The 22,422-nt window shown below is 46.6% G+C and carries 17 protein-coding genes and 1 pseudogene; 6 read left to right on the forward strand and 12 right to left on the reverse strand.

Annotated features, from left to right (window positions below; translation table 11 throughout):
• Positions 1 to 4: 4 nt before the first annotated feature.
• From LC508_RS05035 to LC508_RS05085, 11 genes are all read right to left on the reverse strand, one after another.
• Positions 5 to 1,303: a methionine gamma-lyase family protein gene (locus tag LC508_RS05035; protein WP_033142425.1), complete on the reverse strand. Its 1,299-nt coding sequence runs from the start codon at positions 1,301 to 1,303 to the stop codon at positions 5 to 7.
• Positions 1,257 to 2,246: a tRNA (adenosine(37)-N6)-dimethylallyltransferase MiaA gene (gene miaA / locus LC508_RS05040; RefSeq protein ID WP_181014467.1), complete on the reverse strand. Its 990-nt coding sequence runs from the start codon at positions 2,244 to 2,246 to the stop codon at positions 1,257 to 1,259. Before miaA ends, LC508_RS05035 begins: the two co-directional genes overlap by 47 nt.
• Before the next feature lie 9 nt (positions 2,247 to 2,255).
• On the reverse strand, positions 2,256 to 4,607 hold the full coding sequence (gene mutL, locus LC508_RS05045) for a DNA mismatch repair endonuclease MutL (RefSeq protein WP_103732161.1): 2,352 nt from the start codon (positions 4,605 to 4,607) through the stop codon (positions 2,256 to 2,258).
• Positions 4,601 to 7,276 carry a DNA mismatch repair protein MutS gene (mutS, locus tag LC508_RS05050; RefSeq protein ID WP_103732160.1) on the reverse strand — a complete coding sequence of 892 codons (2,676 nt, stop codon included), beginning with the start codon at positions 7,274 to 7,276 and terminating at the stop codon, positions 4,601 to 4,603. The genes mutL and mutS overlap by 7 nt, the downstream gene beginning before the upstream one ends.
• A gap of 6 nt (positions 7,277 to 7,282) precedes the next feature.
• Positions 7,283 to 8,740, reverse strand: a complete 1,458-nt coding sequence (miaB, locus tag LC508_RS05055; protein ID WP_103732159.1) for a tRNA (N6-isopentenyl adenosine(37)-C2)-methylthiotransferase MiaB — start codon at positions 8,738 to 8,740, stop codon at positions 7,283 to 7,285.
• A gap of 235 nt (positions 8,741 to 8,975) precedes the next feature.
• Positions 8,976 to 9,197: a DUF896 domain-containing protein gene (locus tag LC508_RS05060; protein ID WP_033142430.1), complete on the reverse strand. Its 222-nt coding sequence runs from the start codon at positions 9,195 to 9,197 to the stop codon at positions 8,976 to 8,978.
• Positions 9,198 to 9,236: 39 nt separating this feature from the next.
• Positions 9,237 to 10,079: a glutamate 5-kinase gene (proB, locus tag LC508_RS05065; protein WP_033142431.1), complete on the reverse strand. Its 843-nt coding sequence runs from the start codon at positions 10,077 to 10,079 to the stop codon at positions 9,237 to 9,239.
• A 75-nt stretch (positions 10,080 to 10,154) separates the two neighbouring features.
• Positions 10,155 to 10,646: a hypothetical protein gene (locus LC508_RS05070; RefSeq protein ID WP_103732750.1), complete on the reverse strand. Its 492-nt coding sequence runs from the start codon at positions 10,644 to 10,646 to the stop codon at positions 10,155 to 10,157.
• 112 nt (positions 10,647 to 10,758) lie between these two features.
• A complete protein-coding gene (locus LC508_RS05075) occupies positions 10,759 to 12,006 on the reverse strand; it encodes a DUF3048 domain-containing protein (protein WP_054353435.1) in 1,248 nt (415 codons plus the stop codon).
• 17 nt (positions 12,007 to 12,023) lie between these two features.
• Positions 12,024 to 12,518, reverse strand: coding sequence for an rRNA maturation RNase YbeY (gene ybeY, locus LC508_RS05080; RefSeq protein WP_033142433.1), 495 nt, complete (start codon positions 12,516 to 12,518; stop codon positions 12,024 to 12,026).
• Between the two features lie 55 nt (positions 12,519 to 12,573).
• Positions 12,574 to 13,575, reverse strand: a complete 1,002-nt coding sequence (locus LC508_RS05085; protein ID WP_033142434.1) for a PhoH family protein — start codon at positions 13,573 to 13,575, stop codon at positions 12,574 to 12,576.
• Positions 13,576 to 13,615: 40 nt separating this feature from the next.
• Here LC508_RS05085 and LC508_RS28850 point away from each other — a divergent pair.
• Positions 13,616 to 14,365, forward strand: a pseudogene (locus LC508_RS28850) (helix-turn-helix domain-containing protein); the annotation flags it as partial.
• 265 nt (positions 14,366 to 14,630) lie between these two features.
• Here LC508_RS28850 and LC508_RS05095 read toward each other — a convergent pair.
• Complete coding sequence (locus LC508_RS05095; RefSeq protein ID WP_054353433.1) at positions 14,631 to 16,169, reverse strand: PucR family transcriptional regulator; 1,539 nt, start codon at positions 16,167 to 16,169, stop codon at positions 14,631 to 14,633.
• A gap of 409 nt (positions 16,170 to 16,578) precedes the next feature.
• Here LC508_RS05095 and LC508_RS05100 point away from each other — a divergent pair, with 409 nt between their 5' ends.
• The 5 genes from LC508_RS05100 (at position 16,579) to LC508_RS05120 (ending at position 22,018) form a co-directional block, all read left to right on the forward strand.
• Positions 16,579 to 17,568 (forward strand): uroporphyrinogen decarboxylase family protein, encoded by a 990-nt coding sequence (locus LC508_RS05100; protein WP_054353432.1) that lies wholly within the window; start codon positions 16,579 to 16,581, stop codon positions 17,566 to 17,568.
• Positions 17,569 to 17,593: 25 nt separating this feature from the next.
• Positions 17,594 to 18,841 carry a uroporphyrinogen decarboxylase family protein gene (locus LC508_RS05105; protein WP_118594109.1) on the forward strand — a complete coding sequence of 416 codons (1,248 nt, stop codon included), beginning with the start codon at positions 17,594 to 17,596 and terminating at the stop codon, positions 18,839 to 18,841.
• Between the two features lie 140 nt (positions 18,842 to 18,981).
• Positions 18,982 to 20,148 carry an MFS transporter gene (locus LC508_RS05110; RefSeq protein WP_158587340.1) on the forward strand — a complete coding sequence of 389 codons (1,167 nt, stop codon included), beginning with the start codon at positions 18,982 to 18,984 and terminating at the stop codon, positions 20,146 to 20,148.
• Between the two features lie 51 nt (positions 20,149 to 20,199).
• Positions 20,200 to 21,561, forward strand: coding sequence for an MFS transporter (locus LC508_RS05115; protein WP_158587339.1), 1,362 nt, complete (start codon positions 20,200 to 20,202; stop codon positions 21,559 to 21,561).
• 64 nt (positions 21,562 to 21,625) lie between these two features.
• Positions 21,626 to 22,018, forward strand: coding sequence for a NimC/NimA family protein (locus LC508_RS05120; RefSeq protein WP_054353425.1), 393 nt, complete (start codon positions 21,626 to 21,628; stop codon positions 22,016 to 22,018).
• Positions 22,019 to 22,422: the final 404 nt, after the last annotated feature.

A 22,422-nucleotide genomic window follows, 5' to 3' on the forward strand; every position in this document is an offset into this window, starting at 1 on the left:
GGATCTATGCCTCCTGTATTGGCAGTACCGCTATTTTTTTATCTATGAGTTTCTGTAAGGACATGAGGATTCCCAGTTTTGCGTGGTACCAGGTAAGACCGCCCTGAAAATATACGGCGTAAGGAGGCTTAATGGGGCCGTCCGCGGACAGTTCAATGGAGGAACCCTGTACAAAGGCGCCTGCCGCCATAATGACATCGCTGTCGTATCCGGGCATAGCCCAGGGTTCCGGCTCCACATAGCTGTCCACAGGTGCTGCCGCCTGAATGCCTTTGCAGAATTCTATGACGCCTTCCGGTACACCGAAGGTAACTGCCTGAATAATATCATGGCGGCTTTCCGTTCCGTTCGGTACCACTCCAAAGCCCAGGCGCTCATAGATATTGGCTGCAAAGACAGCGCCTTTCAGCGCTCCGGCCACCACGGTCGGTGCCAGGAAGAAGCCCTGGAAGAAGGGCTGGTTCACGCCAAGAGTGGCACCGACCTCTTTTCCGAGACCGGGGGAGGTGAGACGGTAAGCCGCATTTTCCACATATTCTTTTTTGCCCGCAATATAACCGCCGATGGGGGCCAGGCCGCCGCCGGGGTTCTTGATGAGGGAACCTACGATCAAATCCGCACCTACGTCAGTGGGTTCTATGCGTTCCACAAATTCTCCGTAGCAGTTGTCAACCATGCAGATGACATCCGGCTTGATATTCTTTACAAACGCGATCAGTTCTCCGATGCGTTCCACAGACAATGTGGGACGGGTCTGGTATCCTTTGGAGCGCTGGATCGTGACCAGTTTTGTCTTCTCATTAATGGCCTTTTTGATGTTTTCATAATCAAAGCTGCCGTCAGGAAGCAGGTCCGTCTGTCTGTAGGTGACTCCGTATTCTGCCAGGGAGCCTCTGGACGGGCGGATGCCGATGACCTCCTCCAGGGTGTCATATGGCTTGCCCACAGGGGAGAAGAGTTCATCACCGGGGCGCAGGTTGCCGGAAAGAGCAACCGCAAGGGCATGGGTGCCGCAGGCGATCTGGGGCCGTACCAGTGCTGCCTCCGCGTGGAATGCGTCTGCATATACATCTTCCAGGGTATCTCTTCCCAGATCATTGTATCCGTAGCCGCTGGAGGCGTAGAGACATGCCTCGCTGACTTTGTTTTTCTGCATTGCCAGGAGCACCTTCATCTGGTTATATTCCGCGTTATCGTCGATGGCTGCAAAGCGTTCCTTCAGTTCCTGTTCTATTTTATTTCCATATGCCAGTACCTCACTGCTGATTCCCAGTTCCCGGTACACTGCATTCATTTCCTGCATCACAAATTCCTCTTTCCTTACATATTTTCAGCATGTATTCCAAAATGGCATTCTCATTGTAGGAGAATTCCGGTTTGTTTACCCATATCACGTCTTTTTCCCTGCGGAACCAGGTAAGCTGCCGCTTGGCAAAATGGCGGGTATCTCTTTTCAAAATGTAGACTGCCTCCTCCAGGGTGATCTCTTCGTCCAGATAGGACAGAATCTCCTTGTATCCAAGGCCCTGCATGGAGACCATATTTTTGGTGTAGCCCATGTTTTTAAGTTTTTTTACTTCAGGGACCAGCCCGGCATCCAGCATTTCATCTACCCGCCGGTCAATGCGGGCATAAAGTTTCTCTCTGTCATCGTTTAAGACAAAGTAGGCTGTATTGTACGGGGAAGTTTTCTCTGCCTCCCGCTCATTGTGTTCGGAGATGCGTTCTCCTGTCAGTTCATAGTATTCCAGGGCACGTATGACACGTTTTATATTGTTTTCATGTATTTTTATGGCGGAGGCAGGGTCGACTTCCCGGAGGCGTCCGTGCATCCAGGCGGCTCCTTTTTCCCTGGCTTCCTGCTCAAGCTGCTGTCTCACCGGGCTTTTTTCCGTGTCCTCGGAAAAATCAATGTCTTTTACCACGGCCTGGATATAAAATCCTGTACCGCCGGTTAAAATAGGAATCTTTCCCCTGGCGTAAATTTTTGCCATGGCCTCTTTTGCCATCTGCTGGAACCGGACTACATGGAACTCCTCTTCGGGATTCAGCACATCAATGAGATAATGGGGGATGTTGTCCATCTCTTCTTTCGTGATCTTGGCGGAACCGATATCCATATGGCGGTATACCTGCATGGAATCCGCGGAGATGATCTCCCCGCCAACAGCGTGAGCCAGCCGGACAGACAGGTGGGTCTTGCCCACCGCCGTAGGTCCGGTCAGTATTATCAAAGGTTTTTTCAAGCTATTCACCTACACAATCCGTTTGAATTTCTTTTCCAGTTCGTATTTTGTCATGGAGACAATGGTGGGTCTTCCATGCGGGCAGTGATAAGGATTTTCCAGTCCCAGAAGCTCGTCGATCAGTTTGTCCGCTTCCGGGACGGAGAGCATCTGGTTGCCCTTTACAGCGGCTTTGCAGGCGGCTGTGGCGATTCTGTGGGTTATCAGTTCAGGGGTCTGTCTCCTGCCCTCTGTTTCCAGGCTGTCCAGAATCTCTATGAACAGTTCCTGAACCGTGACGCCGTACAGATTGGCCGGAACAGCGCTGATGCTGTATTCCCTGCCGCCGAAGGAAGAAATCTCAAAGCCAAACTGTTCAAATATCTCCATCTGCTCTTTTAAAAGCTCTGCCTCCTGAAGACTGAGCGCGATGATCTCCGGTGGACTTACCATCTGGGATAGGATCTCCCGCTGGTTGAATTCTTTCATGAAGCGCTCATAAAGCACTTTTTCGTGAGCGGCGTGCTGGTCAATGATGTAAAATTTCTCATCGTATTCCACCAGCCAGTATGTGTCAAAAAGCTGGCCGATGATGCGGTGGCGCAGTCTGGCTTTTTTGGAGAGAAGCCGGTCGTCAAACAGCTCCATCTGCCGGGGGCTTTCCGGTATTACGGATACTGACTCCTGTACCGCTGTGGCCGCCGGGTCTGCTGCTGCGGTTTGCGGCAATGGTTGTATTTCATCGGCGGGCTGTGCAGTATTTGATGGTGATGTTTCATTTGCAGACTGTGCGGCATTTGATGGTGATGTTTCACTTGCAGGCTGTGCGGCATTTGATGGTGATGTTTCATTTGCGGACTGTGCGTCATTTGAAGGCATCGCTTCATTCGCAGGCTGCACAGCAATTGATGCCTTGGTTCCATTTGCAGACTTTATGGCAATGGATGACGGTTCTTCTGCGTCCATGTTGGAAATGTCCTGCGCTCCATGTTCGGGTGCAGGGAAAGTTGTGGCTGGCCGCACACCGATGCCGGAAGGCGGAGTATTTACGGAAGGCCGAATATCCGCATCCGGGGAGGACGGTACAACAGCGGGGCGCACGCCTGCAGGAAGGGGAGCGGGCACAACACCTTCGGTCCCCTGTTCGGAACCGGATTTTGAAGTTTCAGGTCCCGTTCCGTACTTATACGGACGTTTTTCCTCTGCTATAAAACCGGTATTCTGCTGTGGTGTGTAAATGTGTGATTTCTGCTTCTGCGGTGTATTGGAAATGCCTGCTCTTCGTCTCTGTTCAAAGGGTTCCGGGCCGTTTGGTTTTCTGCCGCCGCGTTTTTGCTCCTCCTTGTCCTTTCCCTGGTCCAAATCAATGTCGGGGATCAGTTCCCTGTGCGCCAGCACAGAAGTGAGCGCCTCATAAGTGGCCTGATAAACAGCCTGCTGGTTCTGAAACCGGACTTCCATTTTTGTGGGATGTACGTTTACATCCACCTCATCTCCCTGAATGTTGTACTGCAGGCAGACAAAGGGGTATTTATGCTGCATCATATAGGGCTTATAGGCATCCTCTATGGCCTTCATGAGCACCTTGCTTTTTACATATCTGCCGTTAATATAATAATTTTCAAAGGTTCGGTTGCCTCTTGCAATGACAGGCTTTCCCGCAAATCCCTCTATGGAAATCCCGTTCTTTTCATACTTCACGGCGGTTACCTCACGGGCTATATCCCTGCCGTAAATGCCGTAGATGACATCCTTCAGGCTGGCATTGCCGGAGCTGTGAAGCTTTGTCTGTCCGTTTACCATGAATTTAAAAGAGATGTCCTGATGGGACAGAGCGAGCTGTTCCATATAGGAACTCACATAACCGGCTTCTGTCATGGCTGTCTTTAAGAATTTTGCCCTGACCGGCGTGTTGAAAAACAGGTTGCGGACAATTATGGTAGTGCCGCAGGGCGCGCCGATCTCCTCCAGAGACTTTTCTTTTCCGCCTTCTATGAGATAGCGCACACCTGTGAGGGCTTCCGGTGTTTTGGTTATCAGCTCCACCTGTCCGACTGCTGCAATGCTTGACAGAGCCTCACCGCGGAATCCCAGGGAGGATATCCGCATCAGGTCTTCCACCTTCTCAATTTTGCTGGTGGCATGGCGCAGAAAAGCAAGGGGCACCTGTTCCCGCACCATGCCGCCGCCGTTGTCGGTCACACGTATGAAGGAGATGCCGCCCTCTTTGATTTCCACGGTAATGGCGGAGGAACCGGCGTCGATGGCATTCTCCACCAGCTCCTTCACCACGGAAGCGGGACGTTCTACCACCTCGCCGGCCGCTATTTTATCTATGGTATTCTGATCTAAAACAGCAATTTTTCTCAATTCTATCACCATCTGTTCTTCAGTTTGTTCTGAAGCTTATAAATTGTGTTCAGCGCGTCAATGGGTGTTAAATTAGAGACATCAATATTTTTCAGTTCCTCCAGCACATCATCATCCTTCACGGTGTCAAACAGGGAAATCTGCTCTAAGTCCAGTTCGTCCAAATGTACCTGGGGCTTTGTCTTCGTCTTTTTATTTTCCGAGGCGATATCCTTGACCGCTGCAGTGATGTCCGCGCTGACCAGTTCCTCCACCAGTTCTTTTGCCCGCTCAATGACCACATCCGGCACACCGGCCAGTTTTGCCACTTGGATACCGTAGCTCTTGTCCGCACCGCCTTTCACGATTTTACGCAGAAAGACAATGTCGTCTCCACGCTCTTTCACGGCAATGCAGTAATTGTTCACGCCGGCCAGCTTGCCTTCCAGTTCGGTCAGTTCATGGTAATGGGTGGCAAAAAGTGTCTTAGCTCCCAGAATTTTCGTGTTGCTGATATATTCAATGACTGCCCAGGCAATGGAGAGGCCGTCAAAGGTGCTGGTTCCGCGCCCGATCTCATCCAGGATGAGAAGGCTTCTGGACGTGGCGTTCCGCAGAATATTGGCAACCTCGGTCATCTCCACCATAAAGGTACTCTGACCGCTTGCCAGGTCATCGGAGGCGCCCACACGGGTAAAGATACGGTCCGCAATGCCGATGTTGGCCTTTTCAGCGGGGACAAAGGAACCGATCTGTGCCATCAGGACGATCAGGGCGGTCTGGCGCATATATGTGGATTTACCTGCCATATTGGGTCCGGTGATGACAGATACCCTGTTTTTGCTGTTGTCCAGGTACGTGTCATTGGGAATGAACATGTCGTTGGGGATCATTTTTTCCACCACCGGGTGACGTCCGTTTTTGATGTCAATGACTCCTTTGGTGTTGATCTTGGGGCGGACGTAATTGTTCCTGGATGCCACCAGCGCAAGGGAGATATAGGTGTCCAGCTTGGCTATGGCCTTGGCTGTCCGCTGAATCCGCTCCACCTCCCTGGAGATGGTATTGCGCACATTCACAAAAAGTTCGTATTCCAGGGCGTAGAGCTTATCTTCTGCCCCCAGGATCATATCTTCCAGCTCCTTCAGCCTTGGAGTGATATAACGCTCCGCGTTGGTGAGGGTCTGCTTTCTGGTATAGTATTCCGGCACCATATTTTTGAAGGAATTGGTCACCTCCAGATAATAGCCGAATACCTTGTTGTATTTGATCTTCAGATTGCGGATGCCTGTCTTTTCCCTCTCTTCGGCTTCCAGTTCCGCCAGCCAGGATTTTCCTTTTGTTTTTGCCTCGCGGAAATGGTCCACATCTTCATTATAACCATCTTTGATGATGCCGCCCTCCTTCATGGCAAGAGGCGGTTCCTCCACAATGGCGGATTCCAGAAGGGTATACAGATCTCTTAAGTCATCCATATCCTCGTAGACGCACTGCATCTCTTCTGTGGAGAAGCTTTTGACAAGCTGTTTGATATACGGGATCATGGAGATGGAGGATTTGAAGGAGATCATATCCCGTGGATTGGCGGACTGATAGCTGACACGCCCGATCAGACGCTCCATATCATAAATGGGATTTAGATATTCCCTTATCTCCTCCCGGTCCATTTCCCTGGAATTGATCTCTTCCAGGGCATCCAGACGGCGGTTGATGGCATCCTCGTCAATGAGGGGCTGCTCAATAAAGGAGCGCAGCATTCTGGCTCCCATAGCAGTTTTTGTCTTGTCCAGAACCCACAAAAGGGAACCCCTCTTCACTTTCTCACGGAGGGCTTCCGTCAGTTCCAGATTCCTTCTGGAGGAACTGTCAATGACCATGAAACGGTCTGTGATGTATGGGGTGATGGCACGCATATGCTCCAGGGAGTTTTTCTGTGTTTCCAGCAGATAAGTCAAAAGGGCGCCTGCTCCGATGACAGCACATTCATAATCCTTCAGTCCCAGGCCTTCCAGTGTCCCCACACGGAAATGCTCTTTCAGGGTTCTCACACACAGGTCATCATCAAAGTACCAGCTCTCCAGCGGATACAGGGAGATGTTCAGCCGGTTCCTGATCTCTTCCAGGTCCACGCCGCTCATACAGAATGCCTCATTACAGATGATTTCCGCCGGTGAGAACTTGTATACCTCATCCAGAAGGGTTCGGATCTTATCCACCTCTGTCACCATAAAATCACCGGTGGTCACATCCGCAATAGCGATGCCGAAACGGTTGGACAGATAGACAACTGCCATAATATAGTTGTTTTTCGTCTCATCCAGTGCCTGGGTATTCAGATTGGTTCCCGGTGTGACCACGCGGATGACCTCTCTTCGCACCATCCCCTTGGCTTCCTTTGGGTCCTCCATCTGCTCGCAGATCGCCACCTTGTAGCCCTTCCCCACCAGACGGTTTATGTAGACTTCTGCCGCGTGGTAGGGGACGCCGCACATGGGCGCCCGCTCGGACAGGCCGCAGTCCTTACCGGTCAGGGTCAGTTCCAGTTCCCGGGATGTTGTGACCGCATCGTCAAAAAACATCTCGTAAAAGTCGCCCAGGCGGTAAAATATAATACAGTCTTTATTTTCCTCTTTTGTCTTCACGTAATGCTGCATCATCGGTGAGAGTGATGCCACATCCACGTCTTTAAATGTAAGTCCCATATATTGTCATCCTACTTTCGTACCCATGTAATAGAATCCTCTGCACTCATCAAGCCGCACACGGACCAGACTGCCGATCAGAGAGCTGTCTCCCGGAAAATGCACCAGTATGTTGTTGGAAAGCCTTCCTGTCATAAGGGTTTTATCGTGTTCATTCTGCTCCTCCACAAGAACCTCCTGTACGGTTCCGGTGTCCCTGGCAGACATTTCCCTGCCTATGGCCTGCACCCGTACAAGAAGCCTGTCAAAACGGTCTTTTATGACCTCCTCGGGAATCTGGTCTTCCATGACAGCAGCAGGCGTTCCGGTCCTCTTGGAATAAATAAAGGTAAAGGCACTGTCATAGCGCACTTTTTCCACCACGTCCATGGTCTCCAGAAAATCCTCTTCTGTCTCACCGGGAAATCCGACGATAATATCCGTGGTAAGAGAAATATCCGGCACTGCGGCACGAATCTTCTCCACAAGGGCCAGATACTGTTCCTTGTCATATCTTCGGTTCATCAGTTTTAAGATACGGCTGCTGCCTGACTGCAGGGGCAGATGAAGGTGTCTGCAGATCTTTTTGCTGTTTTTCATCACCTCAATCAGCTCGTCCGACAAATCCTTTGGATGTGAGGTCATAAAACGGATCCGGCGAAGCCCTTCTATCTTCTCAATCTCCTGTAAAAGCTGTGCAAATGTCATGGGTTCTTCCAGGTTCCTGCCATAAGAATTTACGTTCTGGCCCAGAAGCATCACCTCCACAACACCGTCTGCCACAAGCTGTTCAATCTCTCTTACAATATCTTTCGGGCTTCGGCTTCTCTCCCGGCCGCGCACATAGGGAACAATGCAGTAGCTGCAGAAGTTGTTGCATCCGAACATAATATTGACACCGGATTTGAAGGAATACTTCCGTTCTGCAGGCAGGTCCTCCACGATTTTATCGGTGTCTTTCCAGATATCTATAACCATACGGTCAGAAGTAAGGGCACTTACGATCAGCTCTGAAAATTTATAGATATTATGTGTGCCGAAAATGAGATTCACAAAGGAATAGCTCTTTTTCAGCTTTTCCACCACGTGAGCCTCCTGCATCATACAGCCGCAGAGCGCGATCATCATGTGGGGATTTTTCTTTTTCCTGGCATGAAGCTGGCCCAGGCGGCCATACACACGGTGATTGGCATTCTCCCGGACGGTACAGGTGTTGAAAATGACAAAATCCGCATCCTCGTCCTGCTTCTCCACATATCCGATATTTTCCAGCACGCCCACCAGTTTTTCCGAGTCTCTGGCATTCATCTGACAGCCGAAGGTATTGACGCAGAAGGTCAGAGGACGGCCCAGCGCTTCACTTTTTTCTTTCACCAGAGCCCGTGCTTTTTTCATAAAATAATACTGGCGGTCCGGCTCCTTAGCCGGCGCTTCACCGCCTGCATCTATATTTCCCAGAATTTCTTCCAAATTTTCCTGATTCATTCCTTATCCTTTCCAAAATGCAAAATCAAAACATTCACGATTCCTTGTCACTGTTCTTATACACGTTTTGAACATTCACGACTTATTTTACTATAACGGATTTTAATTTTCAATCATTAAAATTTACATAATATCGGAACAGTAACGGAAAAAAGGGCGGAATGTATCAAAATTTGTCATACATTCAACCCTTTTCTTTATGTATACGGCAGATCTGCAAGTCTGCCTGCTGCGCTTAATGTTTTGTTTTCAGTCCGTATTTCGTGCCTAAGTTAGTGACGGTTCCGTCTTTTTCCTGGATATCAATATTGTCCAATTGGGCACGCATGTTCATGCGTATGGTGGCAATATATTCTGTGCGGAGCTTTTTCTGCTCCTCTTTTTCTTCCGGGGTCAGTTCTGTGACCTTTGATTTTCTTGCAAGCTCGTTGATCCTGTCGATCTGTTCCTGTTTCATGTGTATGGTCTCCTCTCTTATGGTCTCAAAGGGGCGGCATCACAGCTTCTGGATAATGTCATCCAGGTAAAAGCCTTCTTTTTTGTCCGCTAAGAACAAAGTGCCGTGGTTTCTTCCCTGCATTATTTTATGTATCACGTGGAAATCCTCTCCGTTGGCGATCACCATGTCAGCGCCTGCGCTGGTTGCAATATGGGCGGCGGTGAGCTTGGTTGCCATGCCTCCTGTTCCCACAGAGCTGCCTGTGCTGCCTTTTGCCATTTTCTCCAGATGGCTGTCTATCTTCTCCACCACGTCAATGAATTCGGCGTCCGGGTTCTGGTTGGGGTCATCCGTGAAAAGCCCGTCAATATCGGACAGCAGGATCAGCATGTCCGCATCCACCAGGGCTGCCACCAGAGCGGAAAGGGTGTCGTTGTCACCGAACTCAATCTCATCTGTGGAGATGGTGTCATTTTCATTTACAATGGGAATGGCTCCCATATCAAACAGCTTGTTAAAGGTGTTCATGGCATTTACTCTGGTGGCTGCATTGATCATGGTGTACTTTGTCATGAGCACCTGAGCTGCGGTCTGGTTGTACTCAGAAAAGAGTTTCTGATAGATCATCATAAGCCTTGCCTGGCCCACTGCGGCACATGCCTGCTTCTCCGCCAGTTCATCGGGACGCCTGTGGATGCCCATGGCGCTTCTTCCCACCGCAATGGCACCGGAGGAAACCACGATCACATCCTTGCCCTGGTTGTGAAGGTCTGCCAGTTCCCTGACCAGAATCTCCAGCTTTGTCAGATTTAAACGTCCTGTCTGCTCATGTGTCAGGGAGGAAGAGCCGATTTTTACTACAACTCTTTTTTTATCTTTTAATTTTTCTCTTATGTTCATTATTGATCACTCCATCGTTTTCATGTTCTCTTATATTACACCATTTTTAAGAGTTCGTCCAGAGCGGCTTTTTCTTTAGCTGGAATAATTCTCAAGGAAACTGTAGAGTTCATCTGTCCCCACGATCTCTTTGCCTCCCAGCACCTCCGCCTGTTCCTCGCTTGGCAGTGCTTCCAGAGGAATGTCCGTGTACTCAAAGACTTCCTTTCCATCTTCCAGATAAACGACCAGGCTGCCGTTTTCCATACGGACACAGTAGCGTGTCTCCTGATCGGATGCGGACACATCTCCCAGCTCCTGCCGCAGTACCACCTGGTTGTCAGCGTAGGAGGATACCCGGTAACGTTCCTTCACCAGTTTTCCTGTATCCGAATTGAAGGATTCAAAGACATAGTCACTATCCCTGGAAAACGGATTGGCGGAGACCTGCTTTCCCATCAAAGCGCTCTCCTGTTCCAGCCGGTTCATCCTGTCTCTCAGAGAGGTGAGCTGATAACTCAGGAAAAACCCACAGCTCAGGAAGAAAATGGCAAAGACAAGGCCGATACTATAAAAAATTCTTTTCATGAAAGAATCACTCCTTTATTCATATAAACTATCTATGAATATTAGTATCGGCCTTTTTTTCCACTTTATTCAGTTATTCCCTGCATTTTCAAAAGCGCAGAAGAGATTTTTCTTATTGGGCGGGCACTTCGGCTGCACCGGTATCTTCCGGAGTCTCTGCGGGCACTTCTGTTCCCTGTGCCGCATCCGGGTTTTCCGCTGCGTCCGGATTCTCAGCAGCTTCCGGGGCTGCCGGTTCCGGGCCTGAGATTTCCACCTGGTCCGCATTGGTATCCTGGATAATGCAGATCCAGGTCTTTCCGGGATTCAGGGTGATCTCATTGCCGCCGGCATCGTAGTAATGGGTCGGTTCCCATTCGGAATCTTTCTTCCAGGTAATGTCAATGGCCTGGCCTTCCGTGATATACTTGCCGCTTCCTCCTGCCATCACGTTGATGTTCAGATATCCGTTATCGTCATAATTTTCCCAAGGGCAATACTGGAGGATGACATTTTTGTAGCCCAGCTGGCTGCCTGTCAGCTCGTCAATCTGCGGTTCCCCGTACTGGGAACGGTAGTAAAGCTTATCCTCCGCGTTATAGTCAAACCACGGGTCATTGACGGAGTAATGGGGCTTTATCAGGGTTGCGGGTGTGCCCCCTGCGGGAGCTGCCTCCTTGCCCACCCATGCGAACTGGAAATGTCCTTTGTACTCCGGGGAATACTCCTGGCTGTAGGCATTGATCTCAATTCCCTTCTGCAGTCCCGCAAAGCTTGTGTATGCGTTGTGGGGTGCCACACGGTCTGTAGTACGGTAGTAGACATCCGCACCGTATCCTGAGAGGCCGCTTAGATTATTGACTTCCGGCAGTTCCAGATAGGGAAGGGCGTAAGCTGCCTGTCCATAATGAGCGTAGATCGCTTCAAATTCCATGGCATAGAAAATATAGTAATCCCTGCAGCTTCTCACAGAGCCGATTTTCTCCAGATTGTCGTAATCCTCAAAAATACCCATAAGCCTGGTAATACCGCCCTCCACAGGTGCCTCATACACAACACCTGCATTGGCAATTCCCGCCTGGGGGACCGCTGCCTGGATATTGTTCAGCATAACAGCCACGGGCCTTCTCTGTCCGATGGCAGGACTTACATACTCTCCTGTCAGGTAACTTTTCATCATGCCCTCAGGGATCTGTTCCGTCTCCGGTTCTTTTGGCTGCAGTACAATCTCCTTGACCTCTTCTTTTTCCTCAGGCTCCTCTACCGTCTCCTGCGGAATCTCCTTTTTCTCAGCCTCTTTCTTTTTCCCGCATCCTGCAAGCAGTGTGGACGCACAGACGGCTCCCACCAGCAGCCATGCGAGATATTTTTTTGTTCTCATAATTTTCCTCCAATTTCTTATCTGCGGATTCCAAGCCCTTCAAGGATGGCCTCCTGTTTTGCTTCCATGACAGCAGCCTCTTCCTCTGACATATGATCATAGCCCATCAGATGCAGCATGCTGTGGGCTACAAGAAACGCAAATTCCCGTACAGCGCCATGTCCGTACTGCACGGCCTGCTGAAGCATTCTGGGCACTGCGATCATAATATCCCCTAAAATCAGCTCCCCTGTCTCAGGATGGAATGCGTCCTCGGATTCCTCTAAGAAGGAAAAATCCCCCGGTGTATCATAATCCAGCATGGGAAAGGACAGCACATCTGTCACCCTGTCTATCTCACGGAATTCCCGGTTCGTTCTTTGGATGTCCTCATCTGTGGTGAGTACTAAGCTCACTTCGGCCTCATAGGGACAGTTTTCAGAATCCAGGGCTGCTTCCACAACCTGCCGGGCAATGGACTCATAATCAAAATCCACATTTCCGGGATATTCCTTGTCAATATTCAGTGTCATACAATTTCCTCCCCATTATTCTCTTTTGTATGAGTTTCTATCGGTTATTATTCATTTATTTTCTGCGCATATGCGTCTGTCTGCCGGACGGTCCCGGCTTTTTATCCGCCTCTGCTTTCTCAAATGCCTTCACAATATCCTTCACAAGCCTGTTTCTGACCACATCCCGGTTATTCAGCCGCACTATACCGATCCCGTCAATGGAACCCAGGATAGCGGCGCATTTTTCCAGTCCGGAATCTGTGTTCTTTGGAAGGTCAATCTGTGTCACATCTCCGGTCAGGACCATTTTTGATCCTTCTCCGAGCCTGGTCAGGGCCATTTTGAGGGTTGAGAGTGAGGCGTTCTGACTTTCATCTATGATAATGCTTGCCCGGTTCAGGGTTCTGCCCCGCATATAGGCAAGCGGTGCGATCTCGATGGTTCCCCGCTCCAGATATTTCTGGACCTGTTCATTTCCCAGAATATCGTTGAGGGCGTCATAGAGAGGGCGAAGATAGGGGTCTACCTTCTGGGATAAATCTCCCGGAAGAAAGCCCAGCCGTTCCTCCCCGGCCTCAATTGCCGGACGGCTCATAATGATACGCTCAATATTGCCGTTTTTCAGATCCGCCACAGCCTGGGCAACCGCCAGATATGTCTTTCCGGTACCGGCAGGGCCGATGCAGATATTTACCGTATTTTCCTTTAGGGCTTTGGCATAGTTCTTCTGGCCGATGGTCTTGCATTTAATGGGACGGTTTCTGTGGGCAAGGACAATGACATCGGACATGGCCTTCATGGTTTCCTCAATCTCTCCTGCCTGGATGGATTCCAGCACGCGGTAGACTACATCCGTGTCAATCTTCTCTTTTCTGTCATGAATGTCCCGGAGGGATTTGAGAGTACGCACTGCACTCTGTACAGCCTGCTCAGAATCTCCGAGAATCTCCACATGGGAGTTTCTGGCGTTTATTGAAACAGACAGGGCATTTTCAATGAGCTTTGCATTGCTGTCCTGAACACCGAAAACATCCATCTGCTGATCTAGTGTAAATTCTAGTTCCTGCTCCTGCAAATAATTTCTCCTCGCTTTCCTGCAAATTACAAAAATCCAAATTAAATTATACTGCAACTCTCCGGCTTTTTCAAGCCCCGGGGATTTTGAGCTCTTTACCCTTAAAGACCGTATCTACATCGAGAATTCCTTGTGTAAAGGCTATACCTTTAAAGATATCGCCAAATACCTGGGTATAGACTCGACTACCATATCGAAAGAGGTCAAAACACACTGCTTTTCTGATTGATATCATAAAGGTACTTTTTACAATGCCAAAAACTTCTGCATCCATCGCTATTATTGTAAGAAGACCAATGCTTGCGGCAAGATCCTTCTGTGTGGCATCAAATGTACTTCCTGTCCTACCCGTAATCAAACCTGCCCTGATTTTGAGCGTGAACTTACGTTGAAATGGACACGGTCCATTCTTCGCGTGAATCAAAGAAAACGTTGTTAACCTTCTTTTTCACAAAGGAAAAATTCTTCCTGGCATTCCTGATGAACCGCTGCACGAAAGGTGCTGTACGCCTTGTTTTTGACCATCTTGAAAAACGTTTAGGAACTTACAATTTCTTATCTCTGTTTGAATATCTGCTTACAGACAGAGATAAGAAATGGGTGATCCGGAAGCACTGGAAACAGGCATGGAGGGAATCCAACGAACCAGCATTTATTATTGTGATCCTATGAGAAGCGGAAAAAGGCGGTGTGGAGCAACTCACATAATGCTCCGTATTGTACTTCCAAATGGTATTAGCCAAGAAAAAGTCTTGATGGCAGACCACCTTATGACACTGCGTTAGAATCATAATGTGGTCGGTAGAATTTAGTCCAGCACACAAAATCCCAGTGGCCCGTTTGCCATGCCCTGAAACAGGATTTTTTGTAAGAAATCAGCATAATTATAACAGATATAGAAAATCTTTGTGTTAAAAACCTTATGATTTAAGCTGTATTTTAAATAGTGATGAAATTAAGTCTTACACTGGAATTTACTTTTTCAATTCAGCATGTACAGGCTCTCCTTACTCCAAGGTTAATAGTATTCTCCTTTGTTCTATAGCAAACTCCGATTAGGTTTCCAGCATATTCAAACACATTTGGAGCAACAAGCGCACTTCCGGATTGTCCAAATCCATCTGCAGGATTTCTTCGATACGTTTAAGTCGGTAAATACAGGTATTACGGTGCATATAAGCAGCACGTGCTGTATCTGCTATATTCCTCTCGTTGTCCAGATAAATACGCAAAAGAGGGATATAACGGTCACTCTTACGTCGGTCGTGTTCCATCAATCTTAAAAGGCCACTAGGTATCAAGGCCTCTTCGATCAGTTCCTCTTTACACTTCGATAAACAATAATATAATTCATAGTTTTCCCAATGATAACTCCAGAAAGACGGATCTTGAGAACGGCCAATTTTCAGTGCGATTTGCGCCTGTTTATAATAATAGTACAAGTTCTTGAAATCATTAAACTCCAGGCTTATACCTACATAACAAAATGAATCCCGTAGCATAGGTAATAAAAATTGCAAGATTATTTCCTTGGTATTCCCATGTGCAGATAACCTGAATACTATGACCAGGGATTGGTCATAGAGTATATAGGTATCGTCAAAAGATAAAGTTGCTATTTGGTCAATTAATGAGTTTATGGTGGAACGGTCATCAGATTCCCGGAGTATAGTGATGCAAAAATAAGTATCATTTATTTCCCAATGCAAGAGTTTAAGAGCATCCGCTACTTTTTTATCGTCAACAATCTTGTGGCTCAACAGATTATCCAGTAGATAGAGAACCTCCTTTGTCTGATAAAGACGCTCTATAGTTACATGGCCAAGCTCCTCCTGTATAACATCGCCCAAGATTTTTATAATAGCAATATCAAAATCTGTGATTGGATAAAGTATTTCGTCTATCTCCAACGTAGCCACATGCCTTCCGTTTTTAAAGATATTCTGATATACCCATCGATAGTCATAATGCTTGGAAGAAAAAATACCAGGATTCAAATCAGACTTTGTTGCGAGGTAGCTGTTGTCCATGATTAAATAATCAATTTCTTCAATAGAAGTACCCCGCTGTTTATTTTTAAAATATGTGTTCAGATAGTCCTGATAGAGTTTTGAGGTCTCTTTTCCTGGAAAACCAGGATATTGAAAAAGTATCTGATGAGCACAGGTAACGAGACTAAAAGGATTTCTAATAAAAGACTGGGTGATTTTTCCATATTCTGATAACGGAAGATCTTGGTAATGAACCTTCCTCATCATTGTTTCCCACTGATAATATTTTTTGAATATAAGCTGAACCTTCCTTAAAATCTCCAATGGGGTAAAGGACGTTTCCAAACAGATATAATTACAGGACAGCAAACCTATTTCCGGGTTTATCTTTCCAATTACAATAAACGAGGGGGATGATGATGCATCAATATAAGCACGCAACTGCTCACTATAGCAGATATAGACAGCATCCGGCTCACAATGGTATTCACTGTCATACAGGATCGGATAAGCACACGGAAAAGTGGTGGGATCATCTAAATAATGAAAATCCGTACAACTTAGGTTTAGTTCTTTTTTGATAATCACTAGGTTCAAATTCATATGGGACTCCTTTGAATTGGAAAAGGATATGGCATTTGAATAATTATAACAAAAAATAAAGAGCAACACAATAATATGTACAAATTAACCATAAATCATATCATAATTTGTTTGCTGATTCACTATTATTCTGTTTTTTCCACGATATAACGCTGGATATACAACAGCGCTTTCTTTAAACTGTTTTTCTAAAAATTAAAATATAGTTAAAATAACCAAAATAGTAACTACTAATTGGTATGTAATGTAGTATATGGCTAATCTAACCATATAATATCAAAAACTACGTACATTATAAAGATTATGTAATCATAAGACAACTGGTAAAATGTTTATTACAAAGGAATCTCTATACAGCGGATTCCCTATACCCACATACAAAATGTACAAAATAAAGGAGGAATTTTTTATGTTGACCAAACGTCAAAACTTGCTGGAGACCATCAAAGGCGGAAATCCTGACCGGTATGTGAATCAGTTCGAGCCATTCGCACTGCAGTTTATGACTCCCCGCGAGGTACGTTTTCCTGAACCAGACTATGGTGGAGCCCCCAGAAGGAACTGGTTCGGTGTACTCATCCAGTGGCCCAAGGGAACTCCTGGTTCTTTTCCGGTTCACGGTAATCAGAAAGTAATCAAGGATATCACCCACTGGAAAGATTTTGTTACTATGCCGGACACCAATTATTCTGAAGAAGAATGGGCGCCTTGGGTTGCCGAGGCTGAAAAGGTGGACAGAAACGAACAGTTTGTTACCTATTTTGCATGGCCTGGCATTTTTGAGAGCCTCCATTATCTGATGGGTATGGAGGATTCTTTGGTCAATTTCTATGAGGAACCGGAATGTATGCACGAACTGATTGATTTCCTCACAGAGTATGAGCTAAGAATGGCCGATACCGTCTGCGACCATATCCATCCCGACGCTATTTACCGCCACGATGACTGGGGCAGCCAGCTTTCCACCTTTATGTCAAAGCAGATGTTCCGGGAGTTTCTACTGGAGCCAACAAAGAAGATTTATGATTATTATCGCAGCAAAGGCGTGGTGCTGGTTGTTCACCACACTGACTCCTACTGCGAGACCTTTGTTCCAGAAATGATTGAAGCTGGAATCGACATCTGGCAGGGTGCCATGTCCACCAACAATTTGCCCAAGATTCTGCAGGAATACGGCAAGGACATCACAATCATGGGCGGTATTGACAACGGCAAGATCGACCGCAAGGATTGGACAAAGGAAGCCATTAATGCAGAGACAGACCGAATCTGCGAACTGTGCGGCACCAAATATTTTATCCCCAACACAACTTATGGCGGTGTAGGCAGTGTATATGAAGGTGTATATGAAGCCGTATCCAATGAGATCAATGTACTCAGCAAAAAATTTTTCAAATAAAAATCCATCGCGAAAGAGGTAAAATATGAATAAAGAAACTGAAAAACTATATAAAGAAAGAGAAAAACGCTATAACGATGCTATTGCACTGAAAGAAACAGACCGTGTGCCGGTTATGTCTCCCGAAGGCGTTCTTCCGCTTGTTTTAAACGGAGCCACTAACAAGGATGCTTTCTATAATCATCAGAAAGCCATCCAGGCATCTGTGAATTTTTTTAAAACTCACCCCATCATTGATGCAGCCATTCCTCAGGCGCTTTACAGCGGCAAGTCCAATGAATTGGCCCAGACAATCATGATTGACTGGCCGGGACGTCCCGGAACAAAGGTACCGGATTTTTCCAATCATCAGGTGCAGGAATTTGAGTTTATGACTGAGAATGAATATCCGGAGATTCTGAAAGATTACACTGGCTTCATGTTCCGAAAGTATTTTCCCAAGGCATTCCCTGGCTTAAAGGGTTTCTCCTGTTTTGACATCAATCCAGCATTTATGCAAGGAACCATCCCGCTTGCCCCGCTGTTTGCTCCGGAAGCCGTGGAAACCTACAAAACCCTGATCAAGATGGCAGAAGAAGAGCGAAAGGTTGCCACAGGAAATGAACAGTTGGCGCAGGAAATTATCGAACTGGGATTCCCTATATCCATGGATGGCGGCGGTGAGGTCCCGTTTGATATTATTGGCGATTTCTTCCGCGGCACACTGGCTACCCTAACGGATCAGATCGACTATGAAGATGAGCTTGAAGAGCTGTGCTACCTCTTTGCTGATATGCAGATTGCCAGCTTTCAATATTATAAGGATGCAGGCCTGACGGTACGTAAATGCTGTTTCCCGATGCACAAGGGGATGGACGGTTTTATGAGCGCTAAACAGTACGAAAAGTTATACTGGAAGCCGTTCAAAAAAGTTATCAATGCGCTGGTTGACATGAACGTTGTACCATATCTGTACACTGAAGGCAAATACAACACCCGTCTGGAACAGCTAACCGATCTGCCAAAGGGTAAATGTATGATTCACTTTGAAATCGTGGATATGAAAAATGCAAAGAAGACTCTGGGCAGCAACTCTTGTATCGTAGGAAACTTCCCGGCAGCACTGCTGTTAAATGGTAGCAAAGAACAGGTAGTGGACAAGGTCAAAGAGTTGTTGGATATCTGTGCTCCCGGCGGTGGCTATATCTTTGATTTCGACGGTTCCGCCGATATAGGAAAACCGGAAAATGTAGAAGCCATGTATGAGGCGGTTGAGAAATACGGCAAATATTAATAATGAAATGCTAATGAAAATGAGGCTTCGTGCATGATTGTGAGTGTTCTCTGCCCACAGGTATCCACGAAAAACTCGATAAATCGCAGAATTTGAAAGGGGAAAATATGTGTCTTAAATGGTCTAAAGGGAAAATTGCAATGTTTTTTATCACTTTAGTTTCACTGAACGTGATTGTTATGATGGATCTTGCAATTGTTCCGGTTATCGGTTCCATCTATGAAGCATTTTCGGAACAGACGGGGGCAGTAAATGTATTTTTATCTATTCCCGCAATCATTGCCATGTTCAGCTTTCTGACTCCATTTATCGTCAAACTAACGGGCAAGAAAAATTTGATCATTATTTGTGCAGCACTCTATGCAGCATCCACTATCTTCGGTGCCGCTATTGAGAATATCTATTATATGATTGTAGTAAGATTTGTAGCAGGTCTTGCCTATGGTCTTGTAAACGTGTTGTATGTCATGATAATTGCTGATGTGTTTGTGGATGAAACAAAGCGTACCAGCTTTATGGGCATCTACATGGGACTGCAGGCCGGTATCGGCTCACTAATGAGCTTTTTCTCCGGTATTCTGGCACAGAGAGGCTGGAGAAACTCCTACCATCTGTTCTGGATCAGCATTCCGGTTTTGATTCTCTGCATCTTCTTCCTGCCAAGTGATAAGGAAACTGCAGCTGCAAATCCTGCTGCGGCTGCCCCTGCCGAAATAGTGGACAAAAAATCAAAATCAAAAGGCAGCTACGGAGGTCGTTTTATCGAACTCATGGGTATCTTGCTGATTATGCAGATTCTGTACTATGTATGTTTCCAGTTTGTTTCTGTCTATGTTGAGGAAAATGCCCTGGGAACCACGGCACTGACAGGCATCGTATCCTCCGGCCAAACGATTGCCAGTGCAATTCTGTGTTTTACCATCGGCATTGTGTACAGAAAGTTCAAAGCAAAAACCGGCAGCCTTCTGCTTTTGCTTTTTGCTGCGGGTATGCTTTTGATGTACTTCGTCCGCACACCCGGTACTGCCATCGCTGGCGCAGCCATGATGGGCGGCGCGTACGGTGCATTCTTTGCATGGCTTCTCGCCTATCTGCCAAACATCGTAGCCGCAGAAAAAGTCGAGATGGCTATCAGTGTTGCCACCACTGTATGCTTTGTCGGAATGTTCCTGACACCATATCTGGTACAGCCGTTGATTACTGTTTTGGGCGGCGTATCACCTATCTATCTTTATGGTGGTATTATCTCAACTGTAATGGTAGTATTGGAGTTTATGGCCAGCTTTAAGAGTAAAGTAAAAGCATAACCAAAAGAAAAGTACAGCGAAGCCTTGATGCCTCGCTGGGGGAGAGATGTAATGCAGAAGGAAAGAGCAAGTTTAAGAGAAAAACTCAGTTATGGAACCGGCGCGGTTGCCTACTGTATAGAAACGACACTTATTTTAACATATCTGATGCTGTTCTGTTCTGACGTACTGCGAATCAATGTAGCCATTATCGGCGTGATTATGACGGTTGTAAAGGTGCTGGACGCCATATCAGATTTGATCATTACCAGCATTGCAGACCGTGGAAATTCCCGCTGGGGCAAATATCGGATATGGATTTTAAACGGTATTCCGCTGGCAGTTTGCGTACTGCTGATGTTCTGGTCCCCTGTTTTTTTAACCTCGGAGCTTTCAAAAGCGCTCTGGGTACTTGCCATTTACCTAGTTATGACACCGATTCTGGAAACAGCTATCGTCTGTCCCTTTATGGCAATGAATGTAACCATGTCAGAGGACACCAAAGACCGGCTGGACTTCTCCAATGCCAGGGCGCTGGGCGAATCAACGGCGCAGATTATTCTGTCCCTGATTGCCATGCCAATTATTCTGTACTTTGGAGGTTATAAGAACATTTTGGGCTGGCGTGTGATGTCGGCTGTAGTTGCCGTAATCATCGTCATCTGCACTTTGAACTGCTTCTTTGGCACAAAGGAAAGAATCTACGTCTCCTATGAGGATGCCGAAGGGCATCAAATAAAATGGCGGGAAAAATTTCGTCCGATTCTGGGCAACCGACCGTTCTGGAAGCTAATGACAATTATCTTTTTCCTTATGGCCCATGCCTACGCCAGCTCTTCGCTGTTTGCCTATATCTGTATCTATAATCTTGGACATGAAGAATGGGTATCTCCTCTTTTAACTACGGGGTTTGCTGTGCAGACGCTGATTACCGGAGCCCTGTTTTATCTGGGAAGGCGTTTTGAGAAAAGAGTCATTATGCTGGCAGGAGGCCTCTGTGTACTGATTGCCAATGGCTGTCTGGTATTTGCTAACGGCTTTGCCATGGCTGCTGCATATGAAGTGCTCCTGGGTACCGGCAACGGACTGTTTATGGGTATCTCCTTTGCCATGCTGCCGGACGTAGCAGATTATACCGAATGGAAATCAGGTATTGTTCTGCCCGGTATCATCTCGGCTTTTGCCACGTTTGCTATGAAGTTCGGAGGCGCAGTGACAACCTCACTGGTGGGCGCAGCTTTGACTTTTTCTCACTATGATGAACTCCTGAGTGTACAAAGTGCGTATACCTGCCGGATACTCCTTCTTTCGCTGATTGCCATTTCCGGCGTCAGTATACTGCTCTCCATGGTGATGGTCTGGAGAATGAAAGAAATTACTAGTCAGTTAGTCACTACCTATCGGAAAGAAATCGATGCGCGCATAAAACGATAATTTAAGAGAAAGACAGTGTCTGTGGAAGAATTTAACACTGCTTATACAAAAAGGAGAATATAAATTGAAAAAAGTATATGATTACATAAAAAAATGCGGAACCTACTACATAGCGACATACGACAGCGAATATCCGCGCGTGAGACCTTTTAACACGATTGATATTTTTGAAGGCAAGCTTTACATGCAGACTGCAAAATGCAAGCCTGTATACCATCAGATGCTTAAGCATCCCAAAATTGAGATTTGTGCGTGCAAAGGAATGAACTGGCTTCGCATTCAGGCGACTGCTGTTTTTGACGAACGCATTGAAGCTGAAAAGCATTTGCTAAATGCCTGCCCGTATCTGATGCCTGATTATATGCCCGGCGACGGAAACAATGTGGTATTTTATCTAAAAAATGTTACTGCCACTTTTTCAAATTTTGAGACTGAACCGGAAATAGTTAAGTTTTAAGACATCAAACTTTGTGCGTGGTTTTACCTATGTATGTTTAAAATTCAATTCCCAGCAGCTATTCCATTATCAATATTTACTGCTTATGCTGCTTGGTGTTGCATTTCCATATTGCTGTAATTAAATCTTTAATATTAATCAGTATTTCAGTTCAGAAGTATAGCAGTGCATATATATTTCAAAGGGACTTTGCCTACAGTCCAAAGCATGCGTAATAGAATACTATAATTGATTCAGTTTTTAAACTTTAACATATGTGTACGTCATTTCTACATCTGGGTATAATCTATACTCTTCTACCTTTTATAGCAAAGCTAGCACAAAAAGACTTATCTGCTTTTATACAAATAAGTCTTTTCTACATTTAAGGTCTATTTATCACTTTAAAGAGCTGCTGGCATTTC

The sequence above is a fragment of the Blautia parvula genome (assembly GCF_020215665.1).
Classification (GTDB): Bacteria; Bacillota; Clostridia; order Lachnospirales; family Lachnospiraceae; genus Blautia; species Blautia celeris.